This window comes from Vibrio cionasavignyae (assembly GCF_050337155.1).
Lineage (GTDB): Bacteria > Pseudomonadota > Gammaproteobacteria > Enterobacterales > Vibrionaceae > Vibrio > Vibrio nomapromontoriensis.
Map to the genome: position 1 here is coordinate 488,755 of NZ_JAKJSR010000010.1, position 25,128 is coordinate 513,882.

The following is a 25,128-nucleotide window of genomic DNA, read 5'->3' on the forward strand; positions in this document are numbered from 1 at the left end:
CTATGATGGTCTATTAACAATCAATAACCGTCATATAATAAGAGAGATAAGATCATGAATAAACTTTATGTCGGTTCAGAAGTTGGTCAACTACGTCGCGTACTCATTCATCGCCCAAGACGCGCTCTTACTCACTTAACGCCTTCTAACTGCCACGACCTGCTGTTCGACGACGTATTGTCCGTAGAGCGCGCTGGCGATGAGCATGATGTATTTGCACAAACGTTAAGAGACCAAGGCGTTGAAGTCTTACTACTCACTAATTTACTTGCAGAAACACTAGCCGTACCAGAAGCAAAAGAATGGTTATTGAATACACAAATCTCTAATTATCGTTTTGGTCCTACCTTTGCCAATGACGTTCGTTGTTACCTTGGCGATATTCCTAATCTAGAGTTAGCAAAAATTCTGACTGGCGGCTTATCCTTTGGTGAAATGCCAATGAAATCTTCCTCTATATTGCAGTCTATGCACAAGCCGACGGATTTCATTATCGATCCACTGCCTAACCATTTATTCACTCGCGACACATCTTGCTGGGTGTATGGCGGCGTTTCTATCAACCCAATGGCTAAGGTGGCTCGACAAAGAGAGACCAACCATGTCAGAGCTATCTATCGCTGGCACCCAACCTTTGCTGGCCAAGATTTTGTCAAATATTTCGGAGACGAAGAGAAATCCTATGACCGCTCTACCATTGAAGGTGGAGACGTACTTGTCATCGGCAAAGGCTCAGTATTAATCGGTATGTCTGAAAGAACCACTCCTCAAGGGGTAGAACAACTGGCATCCGGGTTGTTCAGACACGGTCAAGCGAAACAAATTATCGCCCTTGAACTACCGAAAGATCGCTCATGCATGCATTTAGATACCGTTATGACACATATGCGTGAAGATACCTTCTCAGTTTACCCAAATGTCATTCCTGACGATGTGAAATGCTGGAGTCTAACGGGTGATGAATCAGGTTTTGTTAAAGCCAAACAGCAAGACTCCTACATTCATACGATTGAGAAGGCCCTGCAAGTCGACAAACTCAACCTTATCACAACAGGTGGCGACAACTTCGAAGCAGAGCGTGAACAGTGGAATGACGCAAATAACGTGCTGACGGTTAAGCCAGGTGTGGTTATCGGTTACGAACGTAATACCTATACCAATGAGAAATACGACAAGGCTGGTATCACAGTACTACCAATTCCTGGCGATGAGTTAGGACGTGGACGTGGTGGTGCTCGCTGCATGAGCTGCCCGATTGAACGAGATGGTATCTAAAAAGTACGAATAGACAAGACTACGTCACTCTCACGTATCTCTATGGGCAAAGCGAACCACTTTGCCCTAGTAATAGGAAGTTAAATCATGACTAAACAAACCATTGTTGTTGCCCTTGGTGGAAACGCATTATTGCGCCGAGGCGAGCCGCTAGAAGCTGACGTGCAACGTCATAATATAGAAATTGCCGTAAACACCATTTCTAAGATTGCTGAAGAATATAACGTTGTCCTAGTTCACGGCAACGGTCCACAAGTAGGATTACTGGCGCTACAAGGCCTGGAGTACAAGAAAGTCAACCCGTATCCACTTGACGTACTAGGCAGTGAAACCCAAGGCATGATTGGCTACATGCTGATGCAAGAGTTCAAGAACCAAATGCCTGCTGTTAATGTTACATGCATGCTGACACAAATGACGGTTGATCCAAACGATCCCGCTTTTGCTGACCCGACCAAACCGATTGGCCCGGTTTATAGCAAAGAAGAAGCGTGCGAGTTAGCGGAGAAATTCAACTGGACCGTAAAACCCGATGGCGAATTCTTCCGCCGCGTCGTCCCTAGCCCTCAGCCTACTGGCATCGTTGAACATGAGGCTATCACCACGCTCATTGACCAAGGACACTTAGTTATTTGTACTGGCGGTGGTGGTATTCCAGTCAAAAGAGAAAATGGCAAGCTTGTTGGTGTTGAAGCCGTCATCGACAAAGACATGTCTGCGGCGTACCTCGCAAGACAACTCAATGCCGATGCGCTATTGATCCTAACCGACGCCGACGCCGTCTACCTTGATTGGGGTAAACCAACCCAACACGCGCTGCGCTCAACCACACCAAGTGAGCTCACGAAACACCAGTTCGATGCAGGCTCAATGGGACCAAAAATTGAAGCCTCATGTGAATTCATCAACCATGGCGGAAAAGTGGTTGGTATCGGTTCACTAGAGCAAGGCATTAATATTCTAGAAGGCACGGCTGGCACCAATATTGTCAAAGGCTAACCGCCTATTTACAAACAAACCACTAGATAGAGTTCAACATACTCAATACCTAACTGAACTCTATCATCACATAGATAATATCGGTCGCATGCATCGCGACTAATCAAAAAGGAAATCATCATGGCTTTTAATCTTCGTAACCGTAACTTCCTTAAACTACTTGATTTTACTCCACGTGAAATTCAGCACTTTTTAGACTTGTCAGCTGAGCTTAAAAAAGCCAAATACAATGGCTACGAGCAGCCGCGCCTAAAAGGCAAAAATATCGCTCTCATCTTTGAAAAAACATCCACACGTACGCGCTGTGCATTCGAAGTCGCGGCGTTTGACCAAGGCGCTCAAGTTTCTTACCTTGGCCCTACAGGCTCACAAATCGGCCACAAAGAATCCATGAAAGATACGGCTCGCGTGCTAGGCAGAATGTACGATGGCATTGAGTATCGTGGCTTTGGACAAGAAATCGTCGAAGAGCTAGGTGCTTACGCTGGCGTTCCAGTTTGGAATGGTTTGACGGATGAATTCCACCCAACTCAAATCCTCGCTGACTTCTTAACGATGATGGAGCATGGTCGTGGCAAGCAATTGCATGAAATCAAGTTTGCTTACTTGGGTGATGCTCGTAACAACATGGGTAATTCATTGATGGTGGGCGCGGCGAAAATGGGTATGGATATTCGCCTTGTCGCACCAAAGCAGTTCTGGCCTGAAGCTTCTTTAGTGGCTCAATGCCAAGAGATTGCGACGCAGACTGGTGCGAAAATCACGCTGACAGACGACGTAAGCGAAGGCGTTCAAGGCTGTGATTTCCTTTATACTGACGTTTGGGTATCAATGGGAGAAGCAAAAGAAGCGTGGGCTGAGCGCATCAACTTAATGCTTCCGTATCAAGTAAACATGGATATGTTAAAAGCTACAGGTAACCCACACGTGAAGTTTATGCATTGCTTACCGGCGTTCCATGGCGAAGATACCGTTGTTGGTAAATCTCTTGCTAAAGACTACCCTATCTTGGCGCAAGGGTGTGAAGTCACTGATGAAGTAGTGGAATCTGAGCACTCGATTGTTTTTGATGAGGCAGAAAACAGAATGCACACCATCAAAGCGGTGATGGTTGCAACGCTAGGCGACTAATTATTATCTCGTTTACAAGCCGAGCCTTATTTACAAATATACCATTAAGGTAAGTATGAATAAGGCTCGCATAATTTTTCACTTTCCCTTACTGACATCCCCTTTATTCTATTCATCAATATAGATAAACAAGGCCTCTGGCAGGGATTAAAAAGGATGGTAGTTTGGATAATTATCCAATTTATGGATACTTTACCAAGCATATTGAACGATAGTAATTTCACCGTATAATCTATATAAATTGACGAGAGATTATTCATGAAAAATAAGACCCACCTACTTATCGACTCTAAAAATAAAAACTCAACAAATAATCTCTTTCATTGTTGTTGTACTAAATAGCCTCCTCTTCATAGGAGGCTTTTTTATATCTAATTGGCTATAATTAAGGAGAAATGTGTCATGCCACATTCACTATTTAATAAACATATCATTTCTATACCGGAGCTTAGTCGTAAAGAGTTGGAGCTGATTGTAGAAACCGCAACACGCCTCAAGGCGGAGCCTAATCCGGAGCTGCTTAAGAACAAAGTCATCGCCAGTTGCTTCTTCGAACCTTCAACTCGAACCCGCCTCTCTTTTGAAACTGCAGTCCAGCGCTTAGGAGGAACGGTCATTGGCTTCGATAATGGCGGCAACACCTCCCTAGCTAAAAAAGGCGAAACCCTGGCAGACTCAGTTCAAGTCATCGCGTCTTACGTCGATGCGTTTGTCATGCGCCATCCTCAAGAAGGTGCTGCAAGACTCGCCTCTGAATTTTCCAATCACGTCCCTATCATTAATGGCGGTGATGGGGCAAACCAGCACCCAACCCAAACCTTGCTCGACCTGTTTTCTATCTATGAAACACAAGGGACGCTTGATAACTTGAACGTAGCTTTTGTCGGGGATTTAAAATACGGACGCACAGTGCACTCACTCACTCAAGCGCTGGCTAAATTTAATAACATCCGCTTTTTCTTTATCGCACCTGATGCTTTGGCGATGCCAGATTACATCTGTGAGGATCTTGACCAAGCCGATATCCGTTATAGCCTGCACTCCAACATAGAAGAAGTCGCACCTGAGCTGGATGTACTGTATATGACCCGAGTGCAAAAAGAACGATTTGACGAATCTGAATACGCTCATATTAAGTCTGCCTTTATACTCTCAACGGAGACGTTAAAAGGAGCACGACCTAACTTAAGAGTGCTTCATCCGCTACCTCGTGTCGATGAAATCACAACCGATGTTGATAAAACACCACACGCCTATTACTTCCAACAAGCAGAGAATGGAGTTTACGCCCGAGAGGCTCTGCTTGCCCTTGTTCTATCTGAATCTCTACACGTGTAAAAGGAGCCGAACTATGACTAAGCAAACCAAACTTCAGGTAGAAGCCATTCGCAATGGTTCAGTTATCGACCATATCCCGGCTAATGTAGGCATAAAAATACTAAAACTGTTCAAGATGCATAAAAGTGAACAGCGGGTCACCATTGGCCTCAATCTTCCATCATCGGCACTAGGTGCCAAAGATATCATTAAAATAGAGAATATTTATCTGACAGAAGATCAGGCGAATCAGCTTGCACTATATGCTCCTCAAGCCACCGTTAATCAAATAGAAGAGTACAATGTCGTCAATAAGCTCACGCTTGAATTACCTCACCAAATTGAAAGTATATTTCAATGTCCGAACAGTAATTGTATTTCACATGGCGAACCAGTTGAAAGCCGCTTTTATGTCGTAAATAAGAACCGTGATATTCAATTAAAATGTCATTATTGTGAGAAAGTATTCTCTCGAAGCATCGTAAAAGAGAAAAAATAATCCAGATGGCTTAATGTTGATTATGGATATTTATCCTAAAAGCTGAATAAATATCCATTTCAACACAAAAACAGAGAATATCAATAATGTTAACTCACCGTCACTTATTAATAACCATTAAGTGTTAGAATACCAGAAGATCTACAAAGTCTAGGAAGCCAAGATCAGATGATACGGTTGCAAAGCACTTTAATTAAAACAGACTATTTGGCTAGATCTGCATCCGGACTTCTTGGCTTCATATAAAAGATTTTCTCACTCCAAGGGCTTGGAGTGTGTCACGACAAGGAAAGGTTCGTTCATTCCATATAAGAAGGAGTTACTATGAACGAGACTCTTGAATTAACCGAAGCCGATGACAAAACACTCACGGCTGCGTGCAAGAAACTATTACAGCAACAGAGCTTTACGACCCAGAATAAGTTACGAGAAGCCTTAGTCAGTATCGGCTTTGTTGGAATAAGCCAATCCACCGTATCGCGATTGCTTTCCCAATTAGGGGTCATAAAAGTCCAAAATGCATGTGGTAAAAAAGCATACTGCTTAACCGTCGAAAATGCGCCAGTACGCGTTGAATCTTCTATCTCATCGCAGATTGAATTTATTACCCACAATCAAGCTGTCGTGGTCGTCAAAACTCACCCAGGTAGCGCTCAACTTATCGCTAGACTGGTCGATATCGACCCCCACAACGAGATTTTGGGTACTGTCGGTGGTAATGATACCGTACTTGTCATCCCCAAAAGCGTCTCGGAGATTGATAAGTGTGAACAGATCGTACGAATTCGGTTAGGGGTACAGTAAGATCATCTATAGAAACCACTCATAAAAAAAGCCTCTAACGAGGCTTTTTTTATTTATTCAGATTCCGGTGTTGGTTTCGGCTTTTTCTTTGGAATAAAGACCGAATCACCCACTGCTACGTTTTGGTAGAACGCTTTATCACGCTTAACAGGCTTCTTAGTGCCCGTTTGTTTCTTCTTCTTCTGAGCTGGTTTTGCTGCAGTGTTCTTAGCAAAGGCAGGCTTACGCGGACGTAACCCTTTAAATTTACCTTTTAAACCTTCTAGTTCAGAGAAGGTAATGTCTTGCTGTAAGAAAGCTTCGACACGCTTCAAGCTGTCCCAGTCTTTTGGACCAACCAATGAAATGGCGTCACCCTTGTTACCCGCTCGACCAGTACGCCCAACACGGTGAACATATTCCTCGGTATGCTTTGGCATATCAAAGTTGATCACGTGCGTAACGGTATTAATATCGATACCACGTGAAGCCACATCCGTGGTCACTAGGATCTTAAAGACATGACGCTCAAACTGACTCATGATGTTGTTTCGTTGAGTTTGGTTTAAACCACCACTTAGCGCCACAACTTTCAGTTTTTTCTCATTTAGCCAAGTTGCCAATCGCTCCGTATCCGCGCGAGTCGCGGTGAAGATCATGACTTGTGTGTAGTCTGCTTCTTGTAAAACACGCTCCAAAATAGCTTCTTTATGATCTAAATGATCACACAAGTAGAATTTTTGCGTAATGTCTTTGTGCTCTTCATTAGAAACACCGACTGAAATACGCTTAGGAGCATTAAGCATTTCATTCGCGATCTCATTCATTTCCGCATGATCAAGCGTGGCAGAAAACATCAATGTCTGACGACGACGATGCTTCGCCGCGCGATGAATACGCATAAGTTCAGGTGCAAAGCCTAAATCCAGCATGCGGTCTGCTTCATCCAGAATTAGTGTTTCTAAACCATCAAGAAACAATGAACGATGTTCTAAATGGTCAGCAAGTCGTCCTGGCGTCGCAACAATAAATTTAGGATAACGACGTAGAGCTTTCACTTGGTCGTTAAAGTTTTCGCCACCTAAGATCAGGGTCGCGTCGTAAGTTAATCCGCCCAACATCGCTCTTAACTCGCTGTATACCTGCTTTGCCAATTCACGAGTTGGCGCTAAGATAACTGCACGTGGGTCCTTTGCTGAAAACGACTTACTCTTCAAAGATTTGTGAAGCATAGGCAATACAAATGCCAAAGTCTTACCTGAGCCCGTTTTCGAAGACGCAATCAGATCCTTACCCGCAATTGCGACTGGAATCGCCTGCTTCTGGATATCTGTCGCTTTTTTGAAGTCATAGTGCTTCAGATTCTTCAATAAACGGTTATCAAGACCAAGATCTTTAAATTGCAAAGGTTATACTCCTAACGAGGTGGGACGAACTAAAAAATTAGGGGCGCATAATACATGATATTTACCCTTGCCACCAGCATATAGCCAAATGACATCAAGATGCAGGATTAAGCGTACCCAGATGAGTCTACAACAAGAATCTTTTCTTCACTTTGATGTGACTTGTATATAATGCATATCCACGCAAAACCCTGAATGGTTCCCAATCATGTAGGCCCATTCTGATATACATTACCGTTCCAAGGTTTTATCCTTACAACCGCCTTGTAAACAATGTGTTAACTTCAAGAAGCACTGAGGGCGTGATATGCATCACATTCTGATGGTATCTCAGTTTCTCATAAATAAGACAAACCATCTTTAACGTTAAAATCGCGTAATTTTTTGGTTTTTCTGACTTTTAAATAGTTTGCGTTCTTAAAATAAGGCACTAAACTCAAAAATAGCCTTATTGCCTAGATGTAGCAGGGCTGTTTGAAATAATAATCCTCAAGGAGCTTATAATGAATAAAGTGTTAATTGCAGCAGCAGCATCGTCGGTTCTACTACTGGCTGGTTGTGCATCTGGTCCAGACGAAGCAACAACAGCAAAAATGGACGATCTAAACAATCAAGTAAGCCAACTAAGTGCAGACGTACAAGCACTTAAAGATGAAGTTCAAATGGGCAACAAAAACGCTATGGCTGCGCAAGAAGAAGCTTCTCGTGCAAACGAGCGTATCGATAACATCGCTCAGTCTTACACTAAGTAAGTAGAATTAGATTTAAAATTCGATATTAATCATAAGGTTACATTTCGAATAACAGCCTAATGGCGATAAAGTGGCGACATGATTTCATGTCGCCACTTTTGTTTTTATGGCTGCAGTCGCCAAACGTGCGGCAGTGCCAACTGAAAGGTATACGGAGCAATTTTAGTGATGTAAGACCAGAGTTATTGACCCAACTCACAATGGATTGTGAATGAACTAGGTGTCAGACTAGAAACAGTCCGTAAAAATTGAACCATGCTCACAGATTATGTTTTTTTTTGCGAAATAACTCGTCAACAAATTCAATTATTAAATGGAACCGCTAGCCAATTAGACCATATAGCCACAAAACCAGTCATTACGTCGTTAGAATACCCAAAATTACTAGCCAAAAGAATATACAGCATAGTTAACATACCCTAATTGGATTTACTTATATATCTGATATTGTTGCGTTTTATTTGATTGAGTATTTACAATGAGCACAATAGCTTACCTAACTATTGATAGTCTAACAGGTGGAAACTTATCTACGGGATGCAACACCGCCGAATCTATGGGTAATGGTTTTCAATCCACCCATGAGAATGAAATCACTATACTGGGGTTTTCCCACAACTTGGCTTACGACAATCGTTCAATCCATTCCCCTGTTCAAGTCATAAAGAAAATTGATAAGGCAAGCCCGTTACTAGCTCAAGCGTGTGCTGATGGCTCAGAGTTAAATTGCACCCTAACATTTTATAGGCACTCACCGACAGGAGGCACGCAAGAAAAGTTTTATGAGATAATTCTTGTAGGAGCACTAATCCGCAATATTCAAGTTGAAATGCCAAATGTCATCCACTTAGGTGAAGCTGAAATGCAAGAGATCGTCGATATTGCATACAGAGACATTCACTGGAAGCACTTAGCCGCGACAACAAATGGCTATTCTTCTTGGCTAGGTGCTTTAGGTAGTGCTTCAAGAAAACTGACGGACTTATAAGTGAATGGACGAATCAAGGGAAAAAGTTGACGATGCGTATTGGCTTTTAGAAAAAGAGTCCAGCCTTCTTATTACAGCGACGCTTTCGTCTCTATCACAACTCAAGTTAGAGCGCTCGCTCCAGTCCAAGGCAGTTCGAGAAATGAGCCAAGCTATTAATATTATTCTCCGAGCTTATCGTAAAGGGAGCATAGACTTTGAATCGGCACAAAGCACTTTGAGTAATCTAAAGTATGGGTTTGTCGACGGTGTCAGAGCCATCAAAACAGCTGATAGAAACCGAGTTATTCGCAAACAACAACGTATAACAACTAACTTAAATTCTGACAGTAGCTATCGTCGAAGCATGCGTGTCAACAATCAAGCTTTCAACGTTCGCTTTAAAGCACGTTGTGCGACTCCAGAATGTTTGATGAGAGGTGCGAACTTTGATTTACAAGATGATGCATTTCAGGATTACGTGGAAGCGGCAACTAACGGGAAAAAAGACGATGTTATGGGAATTGTAAATACAGCTCTCATTGCAAATCCTTACGCACGCCCTCTCATATGGCTTGCTAACGCAGATACTGCATATACAATAATGCACGAAAGAAACTATACGCCTCTCGCAGCATACTCGTTGGGAAAAGGGGTTGCATATAGATTGAAAATAATAGGGGTTCCTGCTCCGATAAGGGATCGACTAGAGAATACCATTTCACATACAACGGGCAAATTTCTTGATGAAAATCTATCCAAAAACTAAAGATATAAATTCCAGGTTAAATAGCACACTGATAGCCAGCTTGCTGCTCTTTCTAACATGCGTTATTTTGAACAATTTCTCAACAAGCCTTCCTATTTTAGCTCTGTTTACCTTTTCGTTCTTGCATTCTGAAATTCACTTGAGAGCGTATGCTCGAGGTAAAAAGCTCGTAAAATTTGGAACAATTTCTGATGTTGATAATAAAGATGAAGAGGCGAGTTCTTATAAACACCATTTTGCGATGGTGTATGGCTGTGTGATAGTGATATTCACTTATGTAATCTATTATGCTTTGACCTGAGCACTATAAGCAGAAGCGGTTGCAAATTTCTAGAGACGCTGAACTCGAATAACTTTTGGTAAGGCAAACATATAATAACAAGTATGGATGAGTTCAGACTCCAAACAATTTTGAAAAAATGCTATGACACTCCTCTTCGCTTCAAAGCCTTATCCCTTTTGACTTATCCACCACGAAAAGAGATCTTTAATTTCACACATTAGATCTTTAAATATCTAACAAAAAACACCAAGTAACATTCAAAATCAATCACTTAAGATTAAAATTAAGATCTTAACAGATCGTCATTATTGCAATTTAGCGAACAAAAACGCAATTATCGAAATTCTATTAGGTGCAATATAAGCCCCTTTCAACGGTTTTTCGAATCACTCGAAGCCTTTACAACAAAAGACTTTATCGTGTGTTCTACGCCTTCCTCAGCCCCATAGATTTTCACCAAATCAAAATTGCGAAAAAACCAGATCGAAAACGTCGCAGGTGGGGAGGAGGAGTGCGGATTCCGTCACCTGATTGCTCCTTTCCGTGGCGTTAGGCTATTGGGCTTTAGATATAAGAAAAGCGCCCATAGTGGGCGCTTGGTGATGATATGGTATGTGTTTAGGTGACTTTGTAGTTTCCGGCAGAACTGCCGCCTGTTACTGGCACTTGGGCATTCTGAGTAATTTCGTCCACTACTGCGTTAGCAATGGCTTCTGCCATCTTCCCTGCCATTGCAAACTCACCATCGAGCACAAAGCCCTGTGCTTTCAGTTCGTTTTCTAACTTCTCTTTCAGTGATGCTTTGCTTAGTGCCATCTTACTTGCCTGCAAATACGGTGGTTGATACGTCTACATGCGGCTTACCCATAAACGGGCAAATGCTTGCGCCTGTGCAGACTCCTTTACCACCATTCATCTTTATCGAGTCTGCTTTCTCGGTAATGTTCTTGGCCGTGGTGGCTTTATTACCTTTGACGGTTTCCGTGTGATCACCTTCAATTTCGGCTAAACGGCTTTCAAGCACCTTGATGCGTTGGTTAAGACATTCCAGCTTGTCGTCTTTATCTGTCTTACGCTCAAAGTTTCCGTCTTGGTCTACCAGCTGGTAAACGCCTTTGCGTTGTTGGTATCGGCTTTCTCCTTCTTTGATACTTGGTAACTTGAACCCAAGCGGAAGAACGCAACGAATAAACGGCTTGTCTGGTTGGCCAAACATAAAACCTAACTCAACAATACTACCGATAGCCGGTGGCTCTAATCGACCAGCATGATCACCAAGACCAGGCACCGGAAGTGGTACCGCCTGCAATGGTGGTTTATCTTCGTACTCCATGCCCTTTTCATCGAGTAGCTGAATATCCACGGCATAGTGAGGATAAAAGCGATCCGATAAATCCCCTTCTTCTGGAAGTTCTGGCAAAGCGACGACCTTGCCCCATCTTGGCAGATGCCACTGGCCTGTGAGCTCAGGGAACAAGCGGAAGATAATGCGCTTAATAACATTCACATCCATGTTAGCTTCGCCTCCGTTCCTTCAAACTCTACGCCGACTAAGCGAAGGCCATTCACGACAACACCCGGCTTTAGTTTGGGAATAGCCGGTACCTTTACTGACTTGTTGGCCGTGTGCTTGGTCATGAGTTCATTGGGTATGGTGATAGGTTTATCTGCCCAGAATGAATCCTTCCAACTGCCTACGTAAATTTGCCCGTTGCCTTGTTGCTGCCAGAATAAGCCATCAATGCTGAACGCTTGGGCTAACTCGTCTATAACTCGGTAGCCGTTACCATCGCTGTAAAAACAAGGAATAGCTGTTTTGCTATAGGCTTTCTCTGGCACCACAAATTGAAGTCCCGTTTTATTGGTCACTTCGCTAAGCAGCTGCATGAGTGTTGGGTGACGCATAATGATGTTAAGTGGCTTGTAGAGTATTGCGGCTAATTCACGGCAAAACACTTTCGACCATCCTTTTTCTGCAGGTTGAACTCGTTCGATATAACCAAGGAATACTCGAGTAATGTCATCACCCCAACCAAGGTCCACGGCAATGATGGCGTTGAGTTGCGGGTTTCCTTGAATTGAGAGTTCACAGCGTCCAGGGGTATTTTCGCTAAACACAATGCGATGACTTTTCACTTTGGCCTTGGATTTACCAAGGTAAGCACGGCAAAGAAACTTGTTGTTTGTTGTCATTGTTCACCGCCTTTTCACGGTTAGGCCAAAGCATTATCGACAGCTTTGAGCACCTTCATAACACCAGTTAGCTCCACTTCTGTATCTGGCGGCACATCGTCACTTTGTCCGGCTTCAACGGGTGTATTCACACCTTGTACTTTTTGCTGTGCGGCGGGTTTATCCGGTTGGCGTTGTTCCACCCGTTCTGGTACCGATAGGTGTTCGACCAATTCAAATGAAACGCTCCATTGCCTGTGAGAATCTTGCTCATCAGCACGAACAGCGCCTTGGAATTTCACTTGGCGAATTTTCAAAGCTTCTGCCGTTTTGTTACTGATTCGGTAGATATGGCGAGAGCCAGTTTCTAACGCTTCAGCCATGCTAAACAGATTGGTAAGAAGTTGGCTCTTACTGAACGGGATCACACCTTTTACGGTTAAGATTTTACCCTTAGTACCCGTTTCCGCTTGGTCGGTAGCCGAGGTTTGGCCGGACATGTCTTGTCCGGCTAGTTGTTGACGAACGCTAATGCGTAGGTTTTTTAGTGGGAGTTGGGAGCCGTTTAGGATTAGCATTTAACTCTCAACCATTTCCAACGTTAAAGTAAATGCTAACTGAACCTTGGAGCGTGCTATTTCTCTGCTCTTCACGATATTGTCCGGAATTGCTTTACCCGTTTCTTGCAGGCGTAATACGTACCAATCCGTTTCTTGGAGGTACTTTCTATAGTCATTATCAATATCAAATTGAGAACGCTCGCCACCTAATTGATCTGTTTCGTTTATAAACCCTGTCATAGAATTATCCCTGATGTTCAAGTATCGGTTTGTTGATAAAGCCCCATTTACCTTTAGGTAACTTACCCGCTACAACTGCAGGTAAGGCAATAAGGCAACTTGCTCCGCCATTGCTCATATTTATGCTGCGGGTTATTTCATGCCACTTGCCATCATCTGGTACTCGATCTGATTCGTTTGGAGATAAAAACCGCACATCGCCCTGTTCAACTTTAATCCAACCACCGAACGTCATAGGAATACCGCTCGGTATCGCCCCTTGATAGAGGGAATAAAACGTATTGATGCTGCTTGGTTCAGCATCAGGTGACGTCGATACTCTGACGACAGCAAAGTTTGGTTGATTGTACTTCGGAACTCCCCCCTTAATATCTGTCCACATTTGCTGAATGATTGGACTTTTCTTATCTGGTTCAACCCCTGATTCTGTCGATGCCACAATCCGGCAATGGTGGATACCCTTAGCGCGATTCACCCACCCATCCGGCGTACCCTCTAGCCCATCAGTCAAACTACCGTTAACTCTTAGCTCCTGATTTCGAGTCAATCTGTAAAACGGAAAATCAGAGTGTATATTGGCAATCAGTTGGTCATACTCTTTTTCGGCTTCACCCATTCTCTGGTCAATGCTTGGTTTAATTTTAGCTACATCATCGGCTAGTTTTTTACTCGCTTCTGTTTGTTGAATTGAAGCATCTATAACCTTTTGCAACTGAACCGTATATTCAGACATGTGTTTCCTCCAACAGTCTTACTTTTTCAATTAATTTCAAATTACTTTGCATAAGGGAGACTCGCTCGCTTCCCCCTGACAAGATTGCGCTAGCGAGTAGTGCAATAAGAGGGTTGTGTTGCTCTAAAGCGCAAATCCTTTGTATTGACTCAACGATTTCTGCGGATAACTGATTATCCACAGATTCACTCCGAGCCATGCTTTCGCTCAACACCATTAACTGCTCGGTCAATACCATGTCTTTATGAGCCATTTCTACAATATGAATCTGACTCGATACCATCCCACAGACTAAAGACATATCGAGTTTTTCCATTTCTCGAATTTGTTCATCGTAATTAAATTGCCACGTTTCAGGGGTCACGGTGATATTCGTGATCGCTTGTGCGCCTGAGAACTTGAGCAGGAAATTACGTGTTAGGTTATTGCCCTCTTCACCACTCAATTCGTTATTCTTACGCTTGGATTGCACAACCATATGATTGGCTGAGACCAAAACGCCTTCTTCGCTCACCAGCCCTAGCCAGTTGAAATGAAAGTTACCTATCGTGTTATCTAAAATCAGCGAATAGACCACTTCATTTCCGTTCACGACAGCGCTTCGTGTTGGCGCCATTCGAAAAGCAATTTGGGTGCTTGATGGCAATGATTGATTTCGTTGAGGTGGCTTGGATGGGTCCACATTGGGAACATACGCAAGCACAAACTCACTGATCACCAGAGGCTGTTTCGCTTGCTGTTTTTGGGCAATAAGACGTTCGCCCGCGATGGTGATAACTGCCATAATCTATCCTATCGATGCACTGTAAGTTTCATGACTGTGACTAAATTCCGAGACCGAAACATGAGGGTTTGCGATTGTGGTGACATCAAAGCTATATCGTCGACATGTCCGCCCATATTGACGAACTAACGCGTCCATCAGACCGGGCACTTCATTGATATCCCCATCCTTCACTTTCACACTAACCACGTCCCACGGGTAGTAATGAAGCCGCTCGTCGATTTCGATATGGGGATAGCCCAACTTATCGAACATATCTTCCCAACCCACTTCCGAGCCGCCGCCTGCCGCAAACGAGTAAGCAAAGTTCACTCGTATTCGGTATATCTGCTCAGGCTCTTTGGGTAAGCGTTCAATGTCACGCTGCCAAGCAATCAAATCGACAAACTCAATGGGCGCGACCATGGGATCAAGCTGCTGAAGTGGCCATTCCAAAATGACTTTAATTCGGCTCCAATATCCCAACAGAGCATTGCCTAATTTGTAGAGCTCGCGTTTACCCATCCAGTGCTTAAGCGTTAAGTTAGGCAGATTCAATGTTCACCTCCAAACGGCTCATCCGTGGAACTTCCATGCCATTGGCAATATCAGCGTTCTCGAACTCTATCGACTCAACTTCAGGGAACTGGCCGTGAAGCTCTTGCGCTAATTTAGAAAAGCTAAAGCGCGATGATGGTTTCGTTTTCGTCGCCTTGTAGTCAGTGTTTTGCCTAAATGCTGAACCAATGAATAGGCCAATATTCGTTTCTAGTTCTTCCCTTTCGGTACTCGTTAACACTCGACCTACCCACGCTCTGCATGTCACATCAATGAGGTTACCTGGCATCGCATACACCAGAAGATCATCGCCGTGGCCATGGTTGCCATCACGATTGATATGATTATTTAAGTCACTGAGCATTTGAGAAGATGGCTCACCGGAATCCAATAAAATGAATGCGCTGGCTGAACCGGCACCGCGTGGAGCGTTATGTTCGAAGTAGACGTTTTCGCTATTGATACCCGCGCGTAGCATAAGCAAAGAACGGTACGCCGCATCGATATGCCATTTTGCTACACCACTAAATTGGTTACGGATACGCACTCGAAGTTGATCATCACTTTCTTTATCCGCCCCAGCTTCAATAAGCCAATCCGCTGAGTTGACGCCTTCTCCAATACCTGGCACTGCCGTGGCGAAAATATGGTAGTAACCTTCACCAAGATTAAACGCAGCGCCTTCATGTTCAGCTTCCACTTCCCCCATTACAGACAGCGCATTTTCAGGCAACACGGTGTCTTCTTTTAAAATGACGCGATAAACCGTACCGTTAATGGGGTCGGTCTGAATAAAAGTGCCTTTGGGAACCACAATGACCGGCCCCTTTGATGCGGCCCGATAGAACACCACTTGCCCCACTGCTTTCGTGGCAGGCTTTCGTAGCACATTGAATTGCCATGCCCATAAATCCAACCACTTGTCTTTTGCGGTTGCGACAAACATATTTGGCAGTATGTAACCCACCAAAAAGGTATTGATAAGCCATACCGTCGGACTGATCACCATGGTTTCTATCAAGCGCCAGAACGGGGAATACGTTGAATCATTAGCAATGGTGCTGCCTTGTTTTTCTGCTTCTTCTTTCAGCACGGCTTTCCACTGTGCTCCTTCAAGAGGTAAACCCGCTTTCTTGGCCAGTTCGGTAAAGTCCGGTTTAGGGATATCAGTCAAGGTTCACCTCTGCGCTTACGCTGCCAAACTCTAAGGTTTCGGCAAATATATAAATTCGTCCATCGTCGACTTCTTCAATACGAACCGTCCCTGGTACCAATCGCACATCCTCTTCAACCAACAACTCTAGCTGTGTGCGTGCATCCGCCTTTTTTGAGGGGCTTCGCTCAGCAATCAGAAACACAGCCAGATTGCTTTCAATGATGGCGTGTTTTATGTCTTGGGCGATCACTGCTCGGTCTTGAATCAATACCGGGTTACGACCTGCATCTAGAACCACATCACCGTTTTCAATCAGCAAGTCTTGGTATTTAAAATCTGCCATTAGCCTGCCGCCATTTCTAATTCACTCGCCATGTCTTGCGGGTCACTCATGTAGGTGGGGTAAATCGCCACGCCACCATAATTGGTTGAACTGGTTTGATAGTTGGCAATGCTCTTGGCCGCGCCACCTTGCGGAATTTGTGCATGAGGGGTCGCCCTTTGCACTGACTTCGATTTCACTTGAATAGATTCATCCTCACCACCGAAACCTGGAACCCAATCCACTAACCCTTTCAAGCTTTCCCAAATACCCGCTAACTTGTCGGTGAACCAGCTAAACACGCTACCGAATATGTTGCGCATGTATTCCGCCATTTGCCCAATGAAGGCAAAGCCACTGGTATCAGTGAACCCACTCATCACCCATTGCCAACCTGCCGATACGAAATTGAATAATGTTCGAAATGGCAGGGTGATTAAATTGATGGCACCTTCTAATACTTGGAACCACGTTGTGTCACCAAATGAAGCCTTGAGATCATCCCAGTAATAAATGAGTGCGCCCACGGCCACCACGGCTGCAGTAACACCCGCAGCAATGAGGAAAACAGGGTTAGTGAGTAGTGCGGCAGTAAATTTTAAAGCAGCCATTGTGCCTGTCATGAATGCACAACCTAACCAAGTAAGCGCTGTTGTGGCTGTACCATAAATAGTCGCTGACATACTCACAGCACCATTGAGCAACCACTGTCCAGCTGTTACCAGTTTGGTTTTTACCCCATAAATATTCATATTCATGTGTAGCGCGAGCAGCGACACTCTCAATACCTTGATTAACGCTGAATAACCTTGTTTCACGACCACCAACGCTTTTAGCGCGAGCATATAAGCGGCCATTGCTTGTTTGCCTACGCCCATCATTAACGTAAATGCACCACCCGCTGCCGCTGCGGTTAAAATCCCTATCGCAGCAAAACCAATGTATTTGGTGAGGTTCGGGAACATCTCCGTCCATTCGATGATTTCCATACCACCATCAGCCAAACTTGAAATCACCGGTAGCAGTGCAGGAAGTAACGCTGCACCAAACGCGGTGCGAACAGCAAATACACCTTGCTCAAGTCTTTCCCATTGGTCGGTCATGCTGTGCGCCATATTGACGGCGGTATCTAAATTCGCGGCATCGTTTAGACTGGATACATTGGACTTTAGATCGTTCGTTTTGCCGATTAAGTCAGTGATAACCAATAGCGCCTGATCACTACCAAATGCCTTTTTCAGCTTTGCCATCTCCATTGAGTCCAGCTCACCGAACTCATTACGAAGCTTGTTCATGATGTCGAACATGGGCAGCATCTTTCCGTTACTGTCAGTAAAGGAAATGCCCAGGTCATCTTGAGCTTTCACTACGCCACTCAAAAACGCTTTGTATCGAGTCCCCGCTTCGCTGCCTGACATCGAGCCCTGCAACATACCGAGGATGGCCATTTGTTCTTCCATGGCGACGCCGTGAGTTTTACCCAATGCGCCCACCCCTTTGAACGCATCAGACATGCCTTGCCCGTTGGTTTTAAAGAGCTCCACGGACTTCGCTGTTTGCCCTGCGACGCGTTCTGCCCAGTTATCTTTGCCAATGTCATCCGCTTGGTCTTTGAATACCGAGTACATGGTGCCCATGTAGTTGGTAATCGTGGCGGTGTCGGCTTTGGTCGCGGCGGCCAAAATAGCAGAGCTTCTTGTCACACCCGCTAGTTCATCACCGCTCATATCGCCCATCGCCGATTTAATATCGTAAGACGCGGCTACAAAATCCGTCGCGGACTTACCGTATTCAACCGAAAACTTCATAGCGGTAGACGTAAGGGTTTTCAATTGGTCATCAGCCACACCCAGAGACTTTACTTCGCCTAGTGCTCTATCCAATTCAATCGCTGGCATCAACGCTTTTTGCAATGCGAAACCTGCACCCACCATGCCAGCCGCACCCGCCATCATGGTATGGGTACCTTGACGATAGGTATTGGTGACATCATCCAGATGACGTTGAATATTGCCCAGAGGTTTTGAGATCTGGTCAATCAATCCAACTTGAAATCTGAGTGCTTCTGGTAACATTACTGGTTCCTGTTAACAAATAGGCTTATGCGCCAAACCCTTTCGCTACACCGCTAGCGGTGACGGCTTGCATTTTTTCCCAATGGTTTGTCTCTAACCAAATCGCGTAAGCAAGGTTCTGATCAGTATCCGGTTCATTAGGTAGCCACTTTCGCCGCCACGCATACATCTTTTGCCTGTCGCTGCTTTCCACAGCAGCGACAAGCGCATCTATTTTTTTACTGAGATAGCGAGCTTAGGCGCGTACTCTTTAAGAACGGCGCCATAAATCTGTGTCGCCGCCCCTGCGTTGTTATTGGTAATTTCGCGCAACGCATCTTTTGAATCTTCGCTAACACAGCTCATCAAGAAATTGTGCGCCGCACTACTCGCATCACCTTGTAGAATGGTGTTTTGCGCTTCGTCGTACTCGGCAGGGGTTGGGATAAATTCAATATCGGTATTGCCGACAGTTAGTACAATTGACTTGCTCATTGTTGTATCTCCTGTTCGTGCATCGCACGCCATTTAAAATATTCATCGGGTTGTTTTGCACACTCTCCGAGTGCGGCTTTTAAATTGGGTATGTCATCGGTCACCACCTCTGGCCATGTACCGATCACGGTGGGTTTATAGCAAGGCTCGATCAAACCAGCAGGTGGCAGCTTCACGATCACTTCGGTTGCTGTCGTCTTAGTAGTGCTCGCGCAAGCGGTCAGTAACAGCGCTAGGAATAACGCATTTAATACCTTCCATCTGTTGTTTGAGCTGCTGTACTTCATCTTCTAGTTCCTGACGCTGAGTAATTTGTCGTTTCTTACGAGCAACCAACACTTGGTTAATATGCTGGTTATCCTGTTTAAGCGTGTTAATCGTGCGTTGATTGGTTTGGTTGTCCTGCTCTGCCTTATCTAACTTGATTTGAAGAAGATCTTGCTTGGCGTAACTCGCCTTAAGCGCAAACCCCTGCAGTACCAATAAACCAATGAACAACGCGAGCCCACCCCACTTAATCCACTTCCATGCAGCGAGCATGCTCCGCCCTCCGCCGTTTCACTAAACCAGGTAGCTTCTTCCCAGCACCATAAACCCATCGCGGTAATTGATTACACGCTTGTTCATAACGACTCGCCAGAAGGTGACTATAAATGCGAGTTTTGGTGCCATTACGATTACGTTCAAAACGGGTGCATCCCGTGTTAAAAGCAAAAGAAACAAAGGCATCAAATTGGCCCTGAGATAACGCTACCCCCGACTGTTTCTCGGCTCTTGCAATGCAGCGCTCTGCACCTTGCAAGTTCTTCACCCAATCCTTAGCCACTTGGTTCATGGTAATGATGAGATCCGGCACATCGTGCGTATTGCCAATGCCATTGGTTGTTAAACCTGATGGGCAGGTGTATGGATCTAATCGACATCCTTCCATATTGCCGACAATCGCGAGCCCTTTCGGACTGATACGAAGTTCGCCTAGCGCTTCATTAGCAACCACCACTTGCCCTGTGGGTGCCACTGAGTGGGTACCTAATGTTGCCCCGCCCGTAATTAAGGCGATGACCACACCAACCGAACACACCACCTTTTTAGCCAGCTTCATTGATGACTACTCCCTTTTCCTTGGCAATGCGCTGCATATTGCGCTTATGCCAAATGTTAACCCCCGCCATAATTACCCCGAGCACGATAGAAGACAGGAAATACCAGTGTTCCATCGTCATTTGGCTGACAGCGATACCGAATACAGAACACAAATACGCTATGCCTGCGGTGATTTTATCTAGCCAGTCGCGCATTCATCACTCCCTTGAGGATTGGCACTGAGTGCAGTATTGGCACCCTGGCACTTTTTGACGGCGTTGCTCAGGGATTGGGTCGCCACATTCTTCGCAATCCTGTGCACTTTCCCGTTGTTCATTTTGCTTAGCCCTTGCCAGGTGGTGAGCAAGCGCCACTTGTGTGAATTGGGCTTCAAGGCCACTGGCATGGTCGATAACATCAGACATTACGCCTCCTATCTATTAAGCAAAAAGTTACTGAACCAAGTCTTCGGTTTCATCTGGTCGCAGGTATGGAACACCATTGATTTTGATGAAATCTGGGCTGGTCACTTCAAACGGCAACTTATGAACCAATGCATTCGCACCATTGGAATCCACATCAAGCAGATCAGAGATTTTGATACGACAACCAAAGGCTTCTACTTTCAGTTCGTCTTTATCAATTTTGCCGTAGAACAGCGAATCAAAATCCGGTAGCCCACGCCAAGAGCCGGCTTGTTTGGCTGCCTTGCTCATTTGGTTGAACTGCTGAGTGGTCAGCTCCATTTCACCGCTTGCTTCTACATCGCCATCTACCCAACCATCTGGTACACCAGAGGTTTTGTTCACGGCTGAATTGTCGGTAATAGATAGGGTGACTTTTTGCGCTTTTAGCTTGTAGTCGCCCATTGAAAAGTGCATGTTCTTGCCAGAAATACGCATGCTCATTGGTTATGCCTCCACATCGGCAGGGTTAGAGAGATCAAGCCCAATGTTGACCACAATGTGTTTCGGGCAGTTATGAGGGCGAACCATTAAGCCAATATTGACTTTGGTTTTGGTCATCCACTGAATCGACACATCTTCATCGCGTGGGGGCATGATTTCACCAGGGAACGGAATACCGCCAATCTCAGTGGTCTTGGACATGTCGCGCATGTCTTTACTGAAGTAAGTGCGGTTGAGTTCAATACTTGGCGGTGTCGAGTTAAGGATTCGGTCAGCGATACGACGAATTGCTTTAATACGAACACGGCGGTTAAGCTTGTGAACCGGGCGAACGTATTCAAGGTATTGGTAGTCGCCACCTTTGGCTTCTAGCGTGCAACCATCCGTCCAGTACACCCCTTCCATATCCGCATACCATTGCGGTAATGAGTAACGGGCATCAGCTAGTGCTGAAATTGTGCTCATCTCCAATGGCTTACCCGTGCTATCAATCGGCATTGCACCCAAGCCAAGCAAACTGCCTGTTGCGACTCGCATTGGGCTATCGGCCACGGTGACCGCACGGTCACATAAACGGCCACCCAGAACACCCATGTTATTACCGTTAAGCATTGGTACTGGCGTGACCATGTTTGCCGTCACATCTTTCACTAGGGCTAGCATGGCGGTTTCATAATCCGACCAGGTTTGGTCATCTGCATCAATGCCAGGACACGCAGCAAGGAAGAACACCCAACGGCCAAGTTTGCTCGTAAGCTCTGTTGCTTTGTCTTGCATGGCAGTGAACTGCGCTTTGTCTGTCACCACATCAACAATGCAAACGCCCTCAAACGAGTCAGTGCGGTTGGCAATGTCTACGGCTTCTTGCCAAGTATCATCCACGGCCAAACCGAAGATGGCACCCGTCCAGTTTTGTTTGCCATTAAGCTGCGCGGCTTTGATGTTTGCGCCTAACACATCATCTGCCACCACTTCATCAAGGTTGGTCATGTTGTTTACGCGCGTGACCTTGCCTTGCAGTTCCGCTTTATCGGTGCGCCCGATATAGAGCAAGTGGCGTTCTATTTCTGGTATCCCGCCTTGCCCTAAATTGAGGTTGTTTACCTCTACCTTTCCGGTTGCCATTGGTTGTTTCCTCGCTTATTTTCGCGTCTTGGCCTGCTCAAAAATGGTGATGAGTTGGCGGGTGACTTCGCGTTCTTTACTGCCTAATATTTGCCGTTGTGCTAACGGGATATCCCAAACGGTCACGCTGGGCTGATTGCTCAGCTCTCGAATAATTTTCCCTGCTTGCCCATGGATAACGGTGTCCATTAACAAACGAAGGCTAGGCTTTTTCCGCCCTTTGCCGCTTTTCCTTGGTACCGTGTAACCCAGCTCCCTTAGCTTTCTCGCCTGCCCTTTGGAGCAAGGCGCAGAGTAGTCTGGTGTTCCCCATCGCTTTTGCATTTGCCGTGCGGTCATTTTTTGCTTTTGACCCACATGGTGTCTGGCTGCAATTTTTGCGGTGAGTTTGTTATTCCAAGTTAGGTCTAGCCTGTTGGCGTTTCGAACATAAGGGGTTAGTCCTTTCGCCATACGGCGCATCACTTTGCCGCGTTTCTTACCTTTTTGTGGCGCAAGTGCTTTCCCGTGAATGTCTTTTTGTTGCTGAATCCGTTTACGCGTATTGGCTTTCTCCCATCGCCCTAACGTTTTCAAAATCCAAATGCGCTTTTTAGGTGGAAGGGCTAACATCGCAAGCTTCTCTTGCATGTTGAGCACATCCCTTTTATTCGCACTAACCGTCGGTTTCATTCACCAACTCCGCTTCTTCTGCGGTATAAATTTCTACAGCTTGAACTCGATATTTAATGCCGCGCCAGGTAATCATTCCGGCTTCTGAATCTGGTACCAGCTCGATAGGTTCCATCAACTCTAGCTCTATACTCACATCCGCCAGTTCACTACTGATCACATCTACCGACAGCGTTGGGTCTTCTAGTTCTTGTTCGTTTCGGTCTTCTTCATGGTCGCTTAACCAACAGGCAACCAGAGCTAACAAGCAACGTGGGTCTAACTTCTGGTGCGGAAATTCTTCAACCGATACCACGGCGTTGTATTTCCAATAACACGCGATATAACCGTTGTTTCCGCGGTCTTCACCGCTTGGCACTATCGAACCGTTTTCTTGCCAAGCATCAATTTTGTTATTAAGCACATTGCTGTTTAGGTGGCTGACAATGTAACCAGTTAAATGCTCAAGCTTGGTTTTGTTGTAAACAGTGTCACTCATATCGAACCAATCCCATTGGCACTGCGGCCAAGTAGCAAACGCACATCCTGATTACTTTGGGTGATAAAACGAGCCTCTTGCTCTGGTTCATCCGTTGCTACGCTTTCACCTTCCTTTCGGCGGTCTTGCGTAGCGAACTCTGGTAAAAGATCAGCATGGGCCAAACCATAAACTGCGCGCTTATATACGGCTGTTTTTGCTGCGCTTAACACTGGCGGGTTGCCATCAACCAACAGGCTTTCAAGTCGCTGCTGAATATTCAAAGCCGCAATACTCACGGCTGCAGCCATAGAATCGTTATCAAAGGTGTGGGGAATACGGCGCAATTGGCGGAATTCATCGGTTGATAAATCCGGCCAACCTTCACCTGGTAAGGCGGCATTTACTGCGCTGTTCACTTTCCCACCAAAGCTCATTAGAAGTCCTCTCGCTGAGCTCGTTCATGTATAACAAGCATCACTACACCACCGACCATTGTTGCAATCATCCACGCTATGCCTGTTATCCAATATCCCCAGAAAATGAAAGTGCACCCAATGCACGACCACAAAGTGATTCGAGCTTTGCTTTGCCACGCTTTAGTGCCTTTTTCTTTCATCCTTTTGGCTAACTTGTTCAACTGTTCATCGTTAAGCAAGGCGAGAGAACCGAGCATAATGAGGCCTGACTTCACCCAAGCAGCGACTAGCAACAGGTTGACAACGCCATCACTCAACGTCCCCAAGTTGTTGGTTGTTAAAATCGCTACGGTCATTAGCAGCATAAATAGCCACATCACTAAATTTTTCATCTCAGTTCCCCTGAATAGGTGCGCCTCTAGCCACTGGGTCAACGAGTAACAATGAGCGTTTGCTATTGCACTCTTGCCAGCCGAGGCGCGGTGGCGTAGGAGTCTTTTCTATTACTGACTAAAGATTCGTACCGTCTCTAATGGCACGAATGCGTTGTTCGATTTTCTTTATCTGCGTACCCACACCCACTTTGCAGTGCTTATTGTGTGCGTGTTGAAGTAGGCCCAAAGCCTTTTCCAACGTTTCCAAATTACCAACTGCTGTGGCTTGCGGTTGGCCGTCTTCATTTCGAATCAGATATAAACCCGCGAACTTGAACCACTTGGCTTCCACTTTTTCATGCAGGCGCCACTCTTTCTCAACCTTCTCAAATACTTTGGAGAAGTAAGGTTCAATTGAATTGCCACGTTCTGATTCGCTTTCAGCCCACGCTAGAACTTCATCGGCACAGAATGTCGGCCAGTTACGACGGAAGTTTTCTGGTGTTGGCAGGTCACGATCTATGGCCGTCATGCACCAATCAATCGCGGTATCCAACTCTTTAATGTCGAATAGCCAGATCACCAAATTGGTAAAGATTGGGTTTTCAAATTGCTCACCACTTTCCAAATAGGCTTGAACATACGGTTTGTATTTCGGTACCAACACATTGCGTTTATGCTCAACACGGTCAGCAATCGCATTGAAAGTGCGTAAATGCTTGCGGTCTTCTTCGAAGTCAATCAGCTTGATGTGCAAGCTATTGGTGTCTGCACCAGAAACAACCTCCGGTGCAAACTGGCTAGCCTGTTTTTCAAGTAATTGCTTCCGCTGTTTTGCTAATGGGCTAACCATTTT

35 protein-coding genes are annotated in these 25,128 nt (G+C 45.2%); 9 read left to right on the top strand and 26 right to left on the bottom strand.

The annotated features are described in order from the left end of the window. Positions 1 to 54 precede the first annotated feature (54 nt). From arcA to L4D74_RS05450, 6 genes are all read left to right on the top strand, one after another. Positions 55 to 1,275, top strand: coding sequence for an arginine deiminase (gene arcA / locus L4D74_RS05425; RefSeq protein ID WP_428751110.1), 1,221 nt, complete (start codon positions 55 to 57; stop codon positions 1,273 to 1,275). 87 nt (positions 1,276 to 1,362) lie between these two features. Then, positions 1,363 to 2,274, top strand: coding sequence for a carbamate kinase (arcC, locus tag L4D74_RS05430; protein WP_428751111.1), 912 nt, complete (start codon positions 1,363 to 1,365; stop codon positions 2,272 to 2,274). A gap of 120 nt (positions 2,275 to 2,394) precedes the next feature. Continuing rightward, positions 2,395 to 3,405 (top strand): ornithine carbamoyltransferase, encoded by a 1,011-nt coding sequence (locus L4D74_RS05435; RefSeq protein ID WP_265675405.1) that lies wholly within the window; start codon positions 2,395 to 2,397, stop codon positions 3,403 to 3,405. Positions 3,406 to 3,807: 402 nt separating this feature from the next. After that, positions 3,808 to 4,743, top strand: coding sequence for an aspartate carbamoyltransferase (gene pyrB, locus L4D74_RS05440; RefSeq protein WP_428751112.1), 936 nt, complete (start codon positions 3,808 to 3,810; stop codon positions 4,741 to 4,743). 13 nt (positions 4,744 to 4,756) lie between these two features. After that, entirely contained in the window at positions 4,757 to 5,221 is a 465-nt protein-coding gene (gene pyrI, locus L4D74_RS05445; protein WP_265675407.1) for an aspartate carbamoyltransferase regulatory subunit, read from the top strand. 324 nt (positions 5,222 to 5,545) lie between these two features. Beyond that, on the top strand, positions 5,546 to 6,025 hold the full coding sequence (locus L4D74_RS05450) for an arginine repressor (protein WP_428751113.1): 480 nt from the start codon (positions 5,546 to 5,548) through the stop codon (positions 6,023 to 6,025). Between the two features lie 53 nt (positions 6,026 to 6,078). On the opposite strand, the gene L4D74_RS05455 is transcribed toward L4D74_RS05450, so the two are convergent. Then, positions 6,079 to 7,410: a DEAD/DEAH box helicase gene (locus tag L4D74_RS05455; RefSeq protein WP_265677972.1), complete on the bottom strand. Its 1,332-nt coding sequence runs from the start codon at positions 7,408 to 7,410 to the stop codon at positions 6,079 to 6,081. 503 nt (positions 7,411 to 7,913) lie between these two features. Between L4D74_RS05455 and L4D74_RS05460 the strand changes: the two genes are divergently transcribed. From L4D74_RS05460 to L4D74_RS05470, 3 genes are all read left to right on the top strand, one after another. Next, complete coding sequence (locus tag L4D74_RS05460; protein WP_265677971.1) at positions 7,914 to 8,162, top strand: Lpp/OprI family alanine-zipper lipoprotein; 249 nt, start codon at positions 7,914 to 7,916, stop codon at positions 8,160 to 8,162. A gap of 478 nt (positions 8,163 to 8,640) precedes the next feature. After that, positions 8,641 to 9,150, top strand: coding sequence for a type VI secretion system tube protein TssD (tssD, locus tag L4D74_RS05465; RefSeq protein WP_428751114.1), 510 nt, complete (start codon positions 8,641 to 8,643; stop codon positions 9,148 to 9,150). Between the two features lie 4 nt (positions 9,151 to 9,154). Beyond that, on the top strand, positions 9,155 to 9,898 hold the full coding sequence (locus tag L4D74_RS05470; RefSeq protein WP_265677969.1) for a hypothetical protein: 744 nt from the start codon (positions 9,155 to 9,157) through the stop codon (positions 9,896 to 9,898). Between the two features lie 901 nt (positions 9,899 to 10,799). On the opposite strand, the gene L4D74_RS05475 is transcribed toward L4D74_RS05470, so the two are convergent. The 25 genes from L4D74_RS05475 to gpM form a co-directional block, all read right to left on the bottom strand. Beyond that, the gene (locus tag L4D74_RS05475) at positions 10,800 to 10,997 is read right to left on the bottom strand and encodes a hypothetical protein (RefSeq protein WP_065605518.1); all 198 of its coding nucleotides are present in this window, start codon (positions 10,995 to 10,997) and stop codon (positions 10,800 to 10,802) included. Position 10,998: 1 nt separating this feature from the next. Continuing rightward, the gene (locus tag L4D74_RS05480) at positions 10,999 to 11,694 is read right to left on the bottom strand and encodes a hypothetical protein (RefSeq protein WP_428751115.1); all 696 of its coding nucleotides are present in this window, start codon (positions 11,692 to 11,694) and stop codon (positions 10,999 to 11,001) included. Beyond that, positions 11,685 to 12,374: a hypothetical protein gene (locus L4D74_RS05485; RefSeq protein ID WP_428751116.1), complete on the bottom strand. Its 690-nt coding sequence runs from the start codon at positions 12,372 to 12,374 to the stop codon at positions 11,685 to 11,687. The genes L4D74_RS05480 and L4D74_RS05485 overlap by 10 nt, the downstream gene beginning before the upstream one ends. Positions 12,375 to 12,394: 20 nt before the next feature. Continuing rightward, complete coding sequence (locus L4D74_RS05490; RefSeq protein WP_428751117.1) at positions 12,395 to 12,931, bottom strand: baseplate complex protein; 537 nt, start codon at positions 12,929 to 12,931, stop codon at positions 12,395 to 12,397. Then, positions 12,932 to 13,153: a hypothetical protein gene (locus L4D74_RS05495; protein ID WP_428751118.1), complete on the bottom strand. Its 222-nt coding sequence runs from the start codon at positions 13,151 to 13,153 to the stop codon at positions 12,932 to 12,934. Between the two features lie 4 nt (positions 13,154 to 13,157). Next, on the bottom strand, positions 13,158 to 13,886 hold the full coding sequence (locus L4D74_RS05500) for a hypothetical protein (protein WP_428751119.1): 729 nt from the start codon (positions 13,884 to 13,886) through the stop codon (positions 13,158 to 13,160). Next, complete coding sequence (locus tag L4D74_RS05505) at positions 13,879 to 14,670, bottom strand: phage tail-collar fiber domain-containing protein (protein WP_428751120.1); 792 nt, start codon at positions 14,668 to 14,670, stop codon at positions 13,879 to 13,881. Before L4D74_RS05505 ends, L4D74_RS05500 begins: the two co-directional genes overlap by 8 nt. Before the next feature lie 3 nt (positions 14,671 to 14,673). After that, positions 14,674 to 15,174: a hypothetical protein gene (locus tag L4D74_RS05510; RefSeq protein ID WP_428751178.1), complete on the bottom strand. Its 501-nt coding sequence runs from the start codon at positions 15,172 to 15,174 to the stop codon at positions 14,674 to 14,676. 19 nt (positions 15,175 to 15,193) lie between these two features. Beyond that, entirely contained in the window at positions 15,194 to 16,381 is a 1,188-nt protein-coding gene (locus L4D74_RS05515) for a baseplate J/gp47 family protein (protein ID WP_428751121.1), read from the bottom strand. Then, entirely contained in the window at positions 16,374 to 16,706 is a 333-nt protein-coding gene (locus L4D74_RS05520) for a DUF2590 family protein (protein WP_372060121.1), read from the bottom strand. Before L4D74_RS05520 ends, L4D74_RS05515 begins: the two co-directional genes overlap by 8 nt. Then, positions 16,706 to 18,760 carry a phage tail tape measure protein gene (locus L4D74_RS05525; RefSeq protein ID WP_428751122.1) on the bottom strand — a complete coding sequence of 685 codons (2,055 nt, stop codon included), beginning with the start codon at positions 18,758 to 18,760 and terminating at the stop codon, positions 16,706 to 16,708. The genes L4D74_RS05520 and L4D74_RS05525 overlap by 1 nt, the downstream gene beginning before the upstream one ends. Positions 18,761 to 18,785: 25 nt before the next feature. Then, on the bottom strand, positions 18,786 to 18,929 hold the full coding sequence (locus L4D74_RS05530; protein ID WP_428751123.1) for a DUF6890 family protein: 144 nt from the start codon (positions 18,927 to 18,929) through the stop codon (positions 18,786 to 18,788). Between the two features lie 41 nt (positions 18,930 to 18,970). After that, positions 18,971 to 19,234, bottom strand: a complete 264-nt coding sequence (locus tag L4D74_RS05535) for a putative phage tail assembly chaperone (RefSeq protein WP_428751124.1) — start codon at positions 19,232 to 19,234, stop codon at positions 18,971 to 18,973. Then, on the bottom strand, positions 19,231 to 19,410 hold the full coding sequence (gene lysC / locus L4D74_RS05540) for an Rz1-like lysis system protein LysC (protein WP_428751125.1): 180 nt from the start codon (positions 19,408 to 19,410) through the stop codon (positions 19,231 to 19,233). Before lysC ends, L4D74_RS05535 begins: the two co-directional genes overlap by 4 nt. A 22-nt stretch (positions 19,411 to 19,432) precedes the next feature. Beyond that, the gene (locus L4D74_RS05545) at positions 19,433 to 19,774 is read right to left on the bottom strand and encodes a hypothetical protein (protein WP_428751126.1); all 342 of its coding nucleotides are present in this window, start codon (positions 19,772 to 19,774) and stop codon (positions 19,433 to 19,435) included. Next, positions 19,749 to 20,336 carry a lysozyme gene (locus L4D74_RS05550; RefSeq protein WP_428751127.1) on the bottom strand — a complete coding sequence of 196 codons (588 nt, stop codon included), beginning with the start codon at positions 20,334 to 20,336 and terminating at the stop codon, positions 19,749 to 19,751. Before L4D74_RS05550 ends, L4D74_RS05545 begins: the two co-directional genes overlap by 26 nt. Further along, positions 20,323 to 20,532: a phage holin family protein gene (locus L4D74_RS05555; protein WP_250618020.1), complete on the bottom strand. Its 210-nt coding sequence runs from the start codon at positions 20,530 to 20,532 to the stop codon at positions 20,323 to 20,325. The genes L4D74_RS05550 and L4D74_RS05555 overlap by 14 nt, the downstream gene beginning before the upstream one ends. 3 nt (positions 20,533 to 20,535) lie before the next feature. Next, the gene (locus L4D74_RS05560; RefSeq protein WP_372060128.1) at positions 20,536 to 20,742 is read right to left on the bottom strand and encodes a TraR/DksA C4-type zinc finger protein; all 207 of its coding nucleotides are present in this window, start codon (positions 20,740 to 20,742) and stop codon (positions 20,536 to 20,538) included. Positions 20,743 to 20,769: 27 nt separating this feature from the next. Next, complete coding sequence (locus tag L4D74_RS05565) at positions 20,770 to 21,225, bottom strand: phage protein (RefSeq protein WP_250618022.1); 456 nt, start codon at positions 21,223 to 21,225, stop codon at positions 20,770 to 20,772. A gap of 3 nt (positions 21,226 to 21,228) precedes the next feature. Beyond that, positions 21,229 to 22,350, bottom strand: coding sequence for a DUF2586 domain-containing protein (locus L4D74_RS05570; RefSeq protein ID WP_428751128.1), 1,122 nt, complete (start codon positions 22,348 to 22,350; stop codon positions 21,229 to 21,231). A 15-nt stretch (positions 22,351 to 22,365) separates the two neighbouring features. Further along, the gene (locus L4D74_RS05575; protein WP_428751129.1) at positions 22,366 to 23,022 is read right to left on the bottom strand and encodes a virion morphogenesis protein; all 657 of its coding nucleotides are present in this window, start codon (positions 23,020 to 23,022) and stop codon (positions 22,366 to 22,368) included. Next, positions 23,006 to 23,500, bottom strand: a complete 495-nt coding sequence (locus L4D74_RS05580) for a phage tail protein (protein ID WP_428751131.1) — start codon at positions 23,498 to 23,500, stop codon at positions 23,006 to 23,008. The genes L4D74_RS05575 and L4D74_RS05580 overlap by 17 nt, the downstream gene beginning before the upstream one ends. After that, positions 23,497 to 23,916 carry a head completion/stabilization protein gene (locus tag L4D74_RS05585; protein ID WP_428751132.1) on the bottom strand — a complete coding sequence of 140 codons (420 nt, stop codon included), beginning with the start codon at positions 23,914 to 23,916 and terminating at the stop codon, positions 23,497 to 23,499. Before L4D74_RS05585 ends, L4D74_RS05580 begins: the two co-directional genes overlap by 4 nt. Further along, positions 23,916 to 24,290, bottom strand: coding sequence for a hypothetical protein (locus L4D74_RS05590; RefSeq protein WP_428751133.1), 375 nt, complete (start codon positions 24,288 to 24,290; stop codon positions 23,916 to 23,918). Before L4D74_RS05590 ends, L4D74_RS05585 begins: the two co-directional genes overlap by 1 nt. 118 nt (positions 24,291 to 24,408) lie before the next feature. Continuing rightward, positions 24,409 to 25,125: a phage terminase small subunit gene (gene gpM / locus L4D74_RS05595; RefSeq protein ID WP_428751134.1), complete on the bottom strand. Its 717-nt coding sequence runs from the start codon at positions 25,123 to 25,125 to the stop codon at positions 24,409 to 24,411. Positions 25,126 to 25,128: the final 3 nt, after the last annotated feature.

Excerpts from the sequence above, each read along its gene's own strand:
- L4D74_RS05435 (WP_265675405.1), top strand. The coding sequence starts at position 2,395 with ATGGCTTTTAATCTTCGTAACCGTAACTTCCTTAAACTACTTGATTTT.
- L4D74_RS05580 (WP_428751131.1), bottom strand. The coding sequence starts at position 23,500 with ATGAGTGACACTGTTTACAACAAAACCAAGCTTGAGCATTTAACTGGT.
- L4D74_RS05495 (WP_428751118.1), bottom strand. The coding sequence starts at position 13,153 with ATGACAGGGTTTATAAACGAAACAGATCAATTAGGTGGCGAGCGTTCT.
- arcC (WP_428751111.1), top strand. The coding sequence starts at position 1,363 with ATGACTAAACAAACCATTGTTGTTGCCCTTGGTGGAAACGCATTATTG.
- L4D74_RS05450 (WP_428751113.1), top strand. The coding sequence starts at position 5,546 with ATGAACGAGACTCTTGAATTAACCGAAGCCGATGACAAAACACTCACG.
- L4D74_RS05575 (WP_428751129.1), bottom strand. The coding sequence starts at position 23,022 with ATGAAACCGACGGTTAGTGCGAATAAAAGGGATGTGCTCAACATGCAA.
- tssD (WP_428751114.1), top strand. The coding sequence starts at position 8,641 with ATGAGCACAATAGCTTACCTAACTATTGATAGTCTAACAGGTGGAAAC.
- pyrI (WP_265675407.1), top strand. The coding sequence starts at position 4,757 with ATGACTAAGCAAACCAAACTTCAGGTAGAAGCCATTCGCAATGGTTCA.
- L4D74_RS05565 (WP_250618022.1), bottom strand. The coding sequence starts at position 21,225 with ATGAGCATGCGTATTTCTGGCAAGAACATGCACTTTTCAATGGGCGAC.
- pyrB (WP_428751112.1), top strand. The coding sequence starts at position 3,808 with ATGCCACATTCACTATTTAATAAACATATCATTTCTATACCGGAGCTT.
- L4D74_RS05460 (WP_265677971.1), top strand. The coding sequence starts at position 7,914 with ATGAATAAAGTGTTAATTGCAGCAGCAGCATCGTCGGTTCTACTACTG.
- L4D74_RS05535 (WP_428751124.1), bottom strand. The coding sequence starts at position 19,234 with ATGAGCAAGTCAATTGTACTAACTGTCGGCAATACCGATATTGAATTT.
- L4D74_RS05570 (WP_428751128.1), bottom strand. The coding sequence starts at position 22,350 with ATGGCAACCGGAAAGGTAGAGGTAAACAACCTCAATTTAGGGCAAGGC.
- L4D74_RS05480 (WP_428751115.1), bottom strand. The coding sequence starts at position 11,694 with ATGGATGTGAATGTTATTAAGCGCATTATCTTCCGCTTGTTCCCTGAG.
- L4D74_RS05510 (WP_428751178.1), bottom strand. The coding sequence starts at position 15,174 with ATGGGTAAACGCGAGCTCTACAAATTAGGCAATGCTCTGTTGGGATAT.
- L4D74_RS05530 (WP_428751123.1), bottom strand. The coding sequence starts at position 18,929 with ATGTATGCGTGGCGGCGAAAGTGGCTACCTAATGAACCGGATACTGAT.
- gpM (WP_428751134.1), bottom strand. The coding sequence starts at position 25,125 with ATGGTTAGCCCATTAGCAAAACAGCGGAAGCAATTACTTGAAAAACAG.
- L4D74_RS05490 (WP_428751117.1), bottom strand. The coding sequence starts at position 12,931 with ATGCTAATCCTAAACGGCTCCCAACTCCCACTAAAAAACCTACGCATT.
- L4D74_RS05585 (WP_428751132.1), bottom strand. The coding sequence starts at position 23,916 with ATGAGCTTTGGTGGGAAAGTGAACAGCGCAGTAAATGCCGCCTTACCA.
- L4D74_RS05520 (WP_372060121.1), bottom strand. The coding sequence starts at position 16,706 with ATGGCAGATTTTAAATACCAAGACTTGCTGATTGAAAACGGTGATGTG.
- L4D74_RS05475 (WP_065605518.1), bottom strand. The coding sequence starts at position 10,997 with ATGGCACTAAGCAAAGCATCACTGAAAGAGAAGTTAGAAAACGAACTG.
- L4D74_RS05550 (WP_428751127.1), bottom strand. The coding sequence starts at position 20,336 with ATGAAGCTGGCTAAAAAGGTGGTGTGTTCGGTTGGTGTGGTCATCGCC.
- arcA (WP_428751110.1), top strand. The coding sequence starts at position 55 with ATGAATAAACTTTATGTCGGTTCAGAAGTTGGTCAACTACGTCGCGTA.
- L4D74_RS05505 (WP_428751120.1), bottom strand. The coding sequence starts at position 14,670 with ATGGCAGTTATCACCATCGCGGGCGAACGTCTTATTGCCCAAAAACAG.
- L4D74_RS05560 (WP_372060128.1), bottom strand. The coding sequence starts at position 20,742 with ATGTCTGATGTTATCGACCATGCCAGTGGCCTTGAAGCCCAATTCACA.
- L4D74_RS05525 (WP_428751122.1), bottom strand. The coding sequence starts at position 18,760 with ATGTTACCAGAAGCACTCAGATTTCAAGTTGGATTGATTGACCAGATC.
- L4D74_RS05545 (WP_428751126.1), bottom strand. The coding sequence starts at position 19,774 with ATGCTCGCTGCATGGAAGTGGATTAAGTGGGGTGGGCTCGCGTTGTTC.
- L4D74_RS05485 (WP_428751116.1), bottom strand. The coding sequence starts at position 12,374 with ATGACAACAAACAACAAGTTTCTTTGCCGTGCTTACCTTGGTAAATCC.
- L4D74_RS05555 (WP_250618020.1), bottom strand. The coding sequence starts at position 20,532 with ATGCGCGACTGGCTAGATAAAATCACCGCAGGCATAGCGTATTTGTGT.
- L4D74_RS05500 (WP_428751119.1), bottom strand. The coding sequence starts at position 13,886 with ATGTCTGAATATACGGTTCAGTTGCAAAAGGTTATAGATGCTTCAATT.
- L4D74_RS05470 (WP_265677969.1), top strand. The coding sequence starts at position 9,155 with ATGGACGAATCAAGGGAAAAAGTTGACGATGCGTATTGGCTTTTAGAA.
- L4D74_RS05590 (WP_428751133.1), bottom strand. The coding sequence starts at position 24,290 with ATGAAAAATTTAGTGATGTGGCTATTTATGCTGCTAATGACCGTAGCG.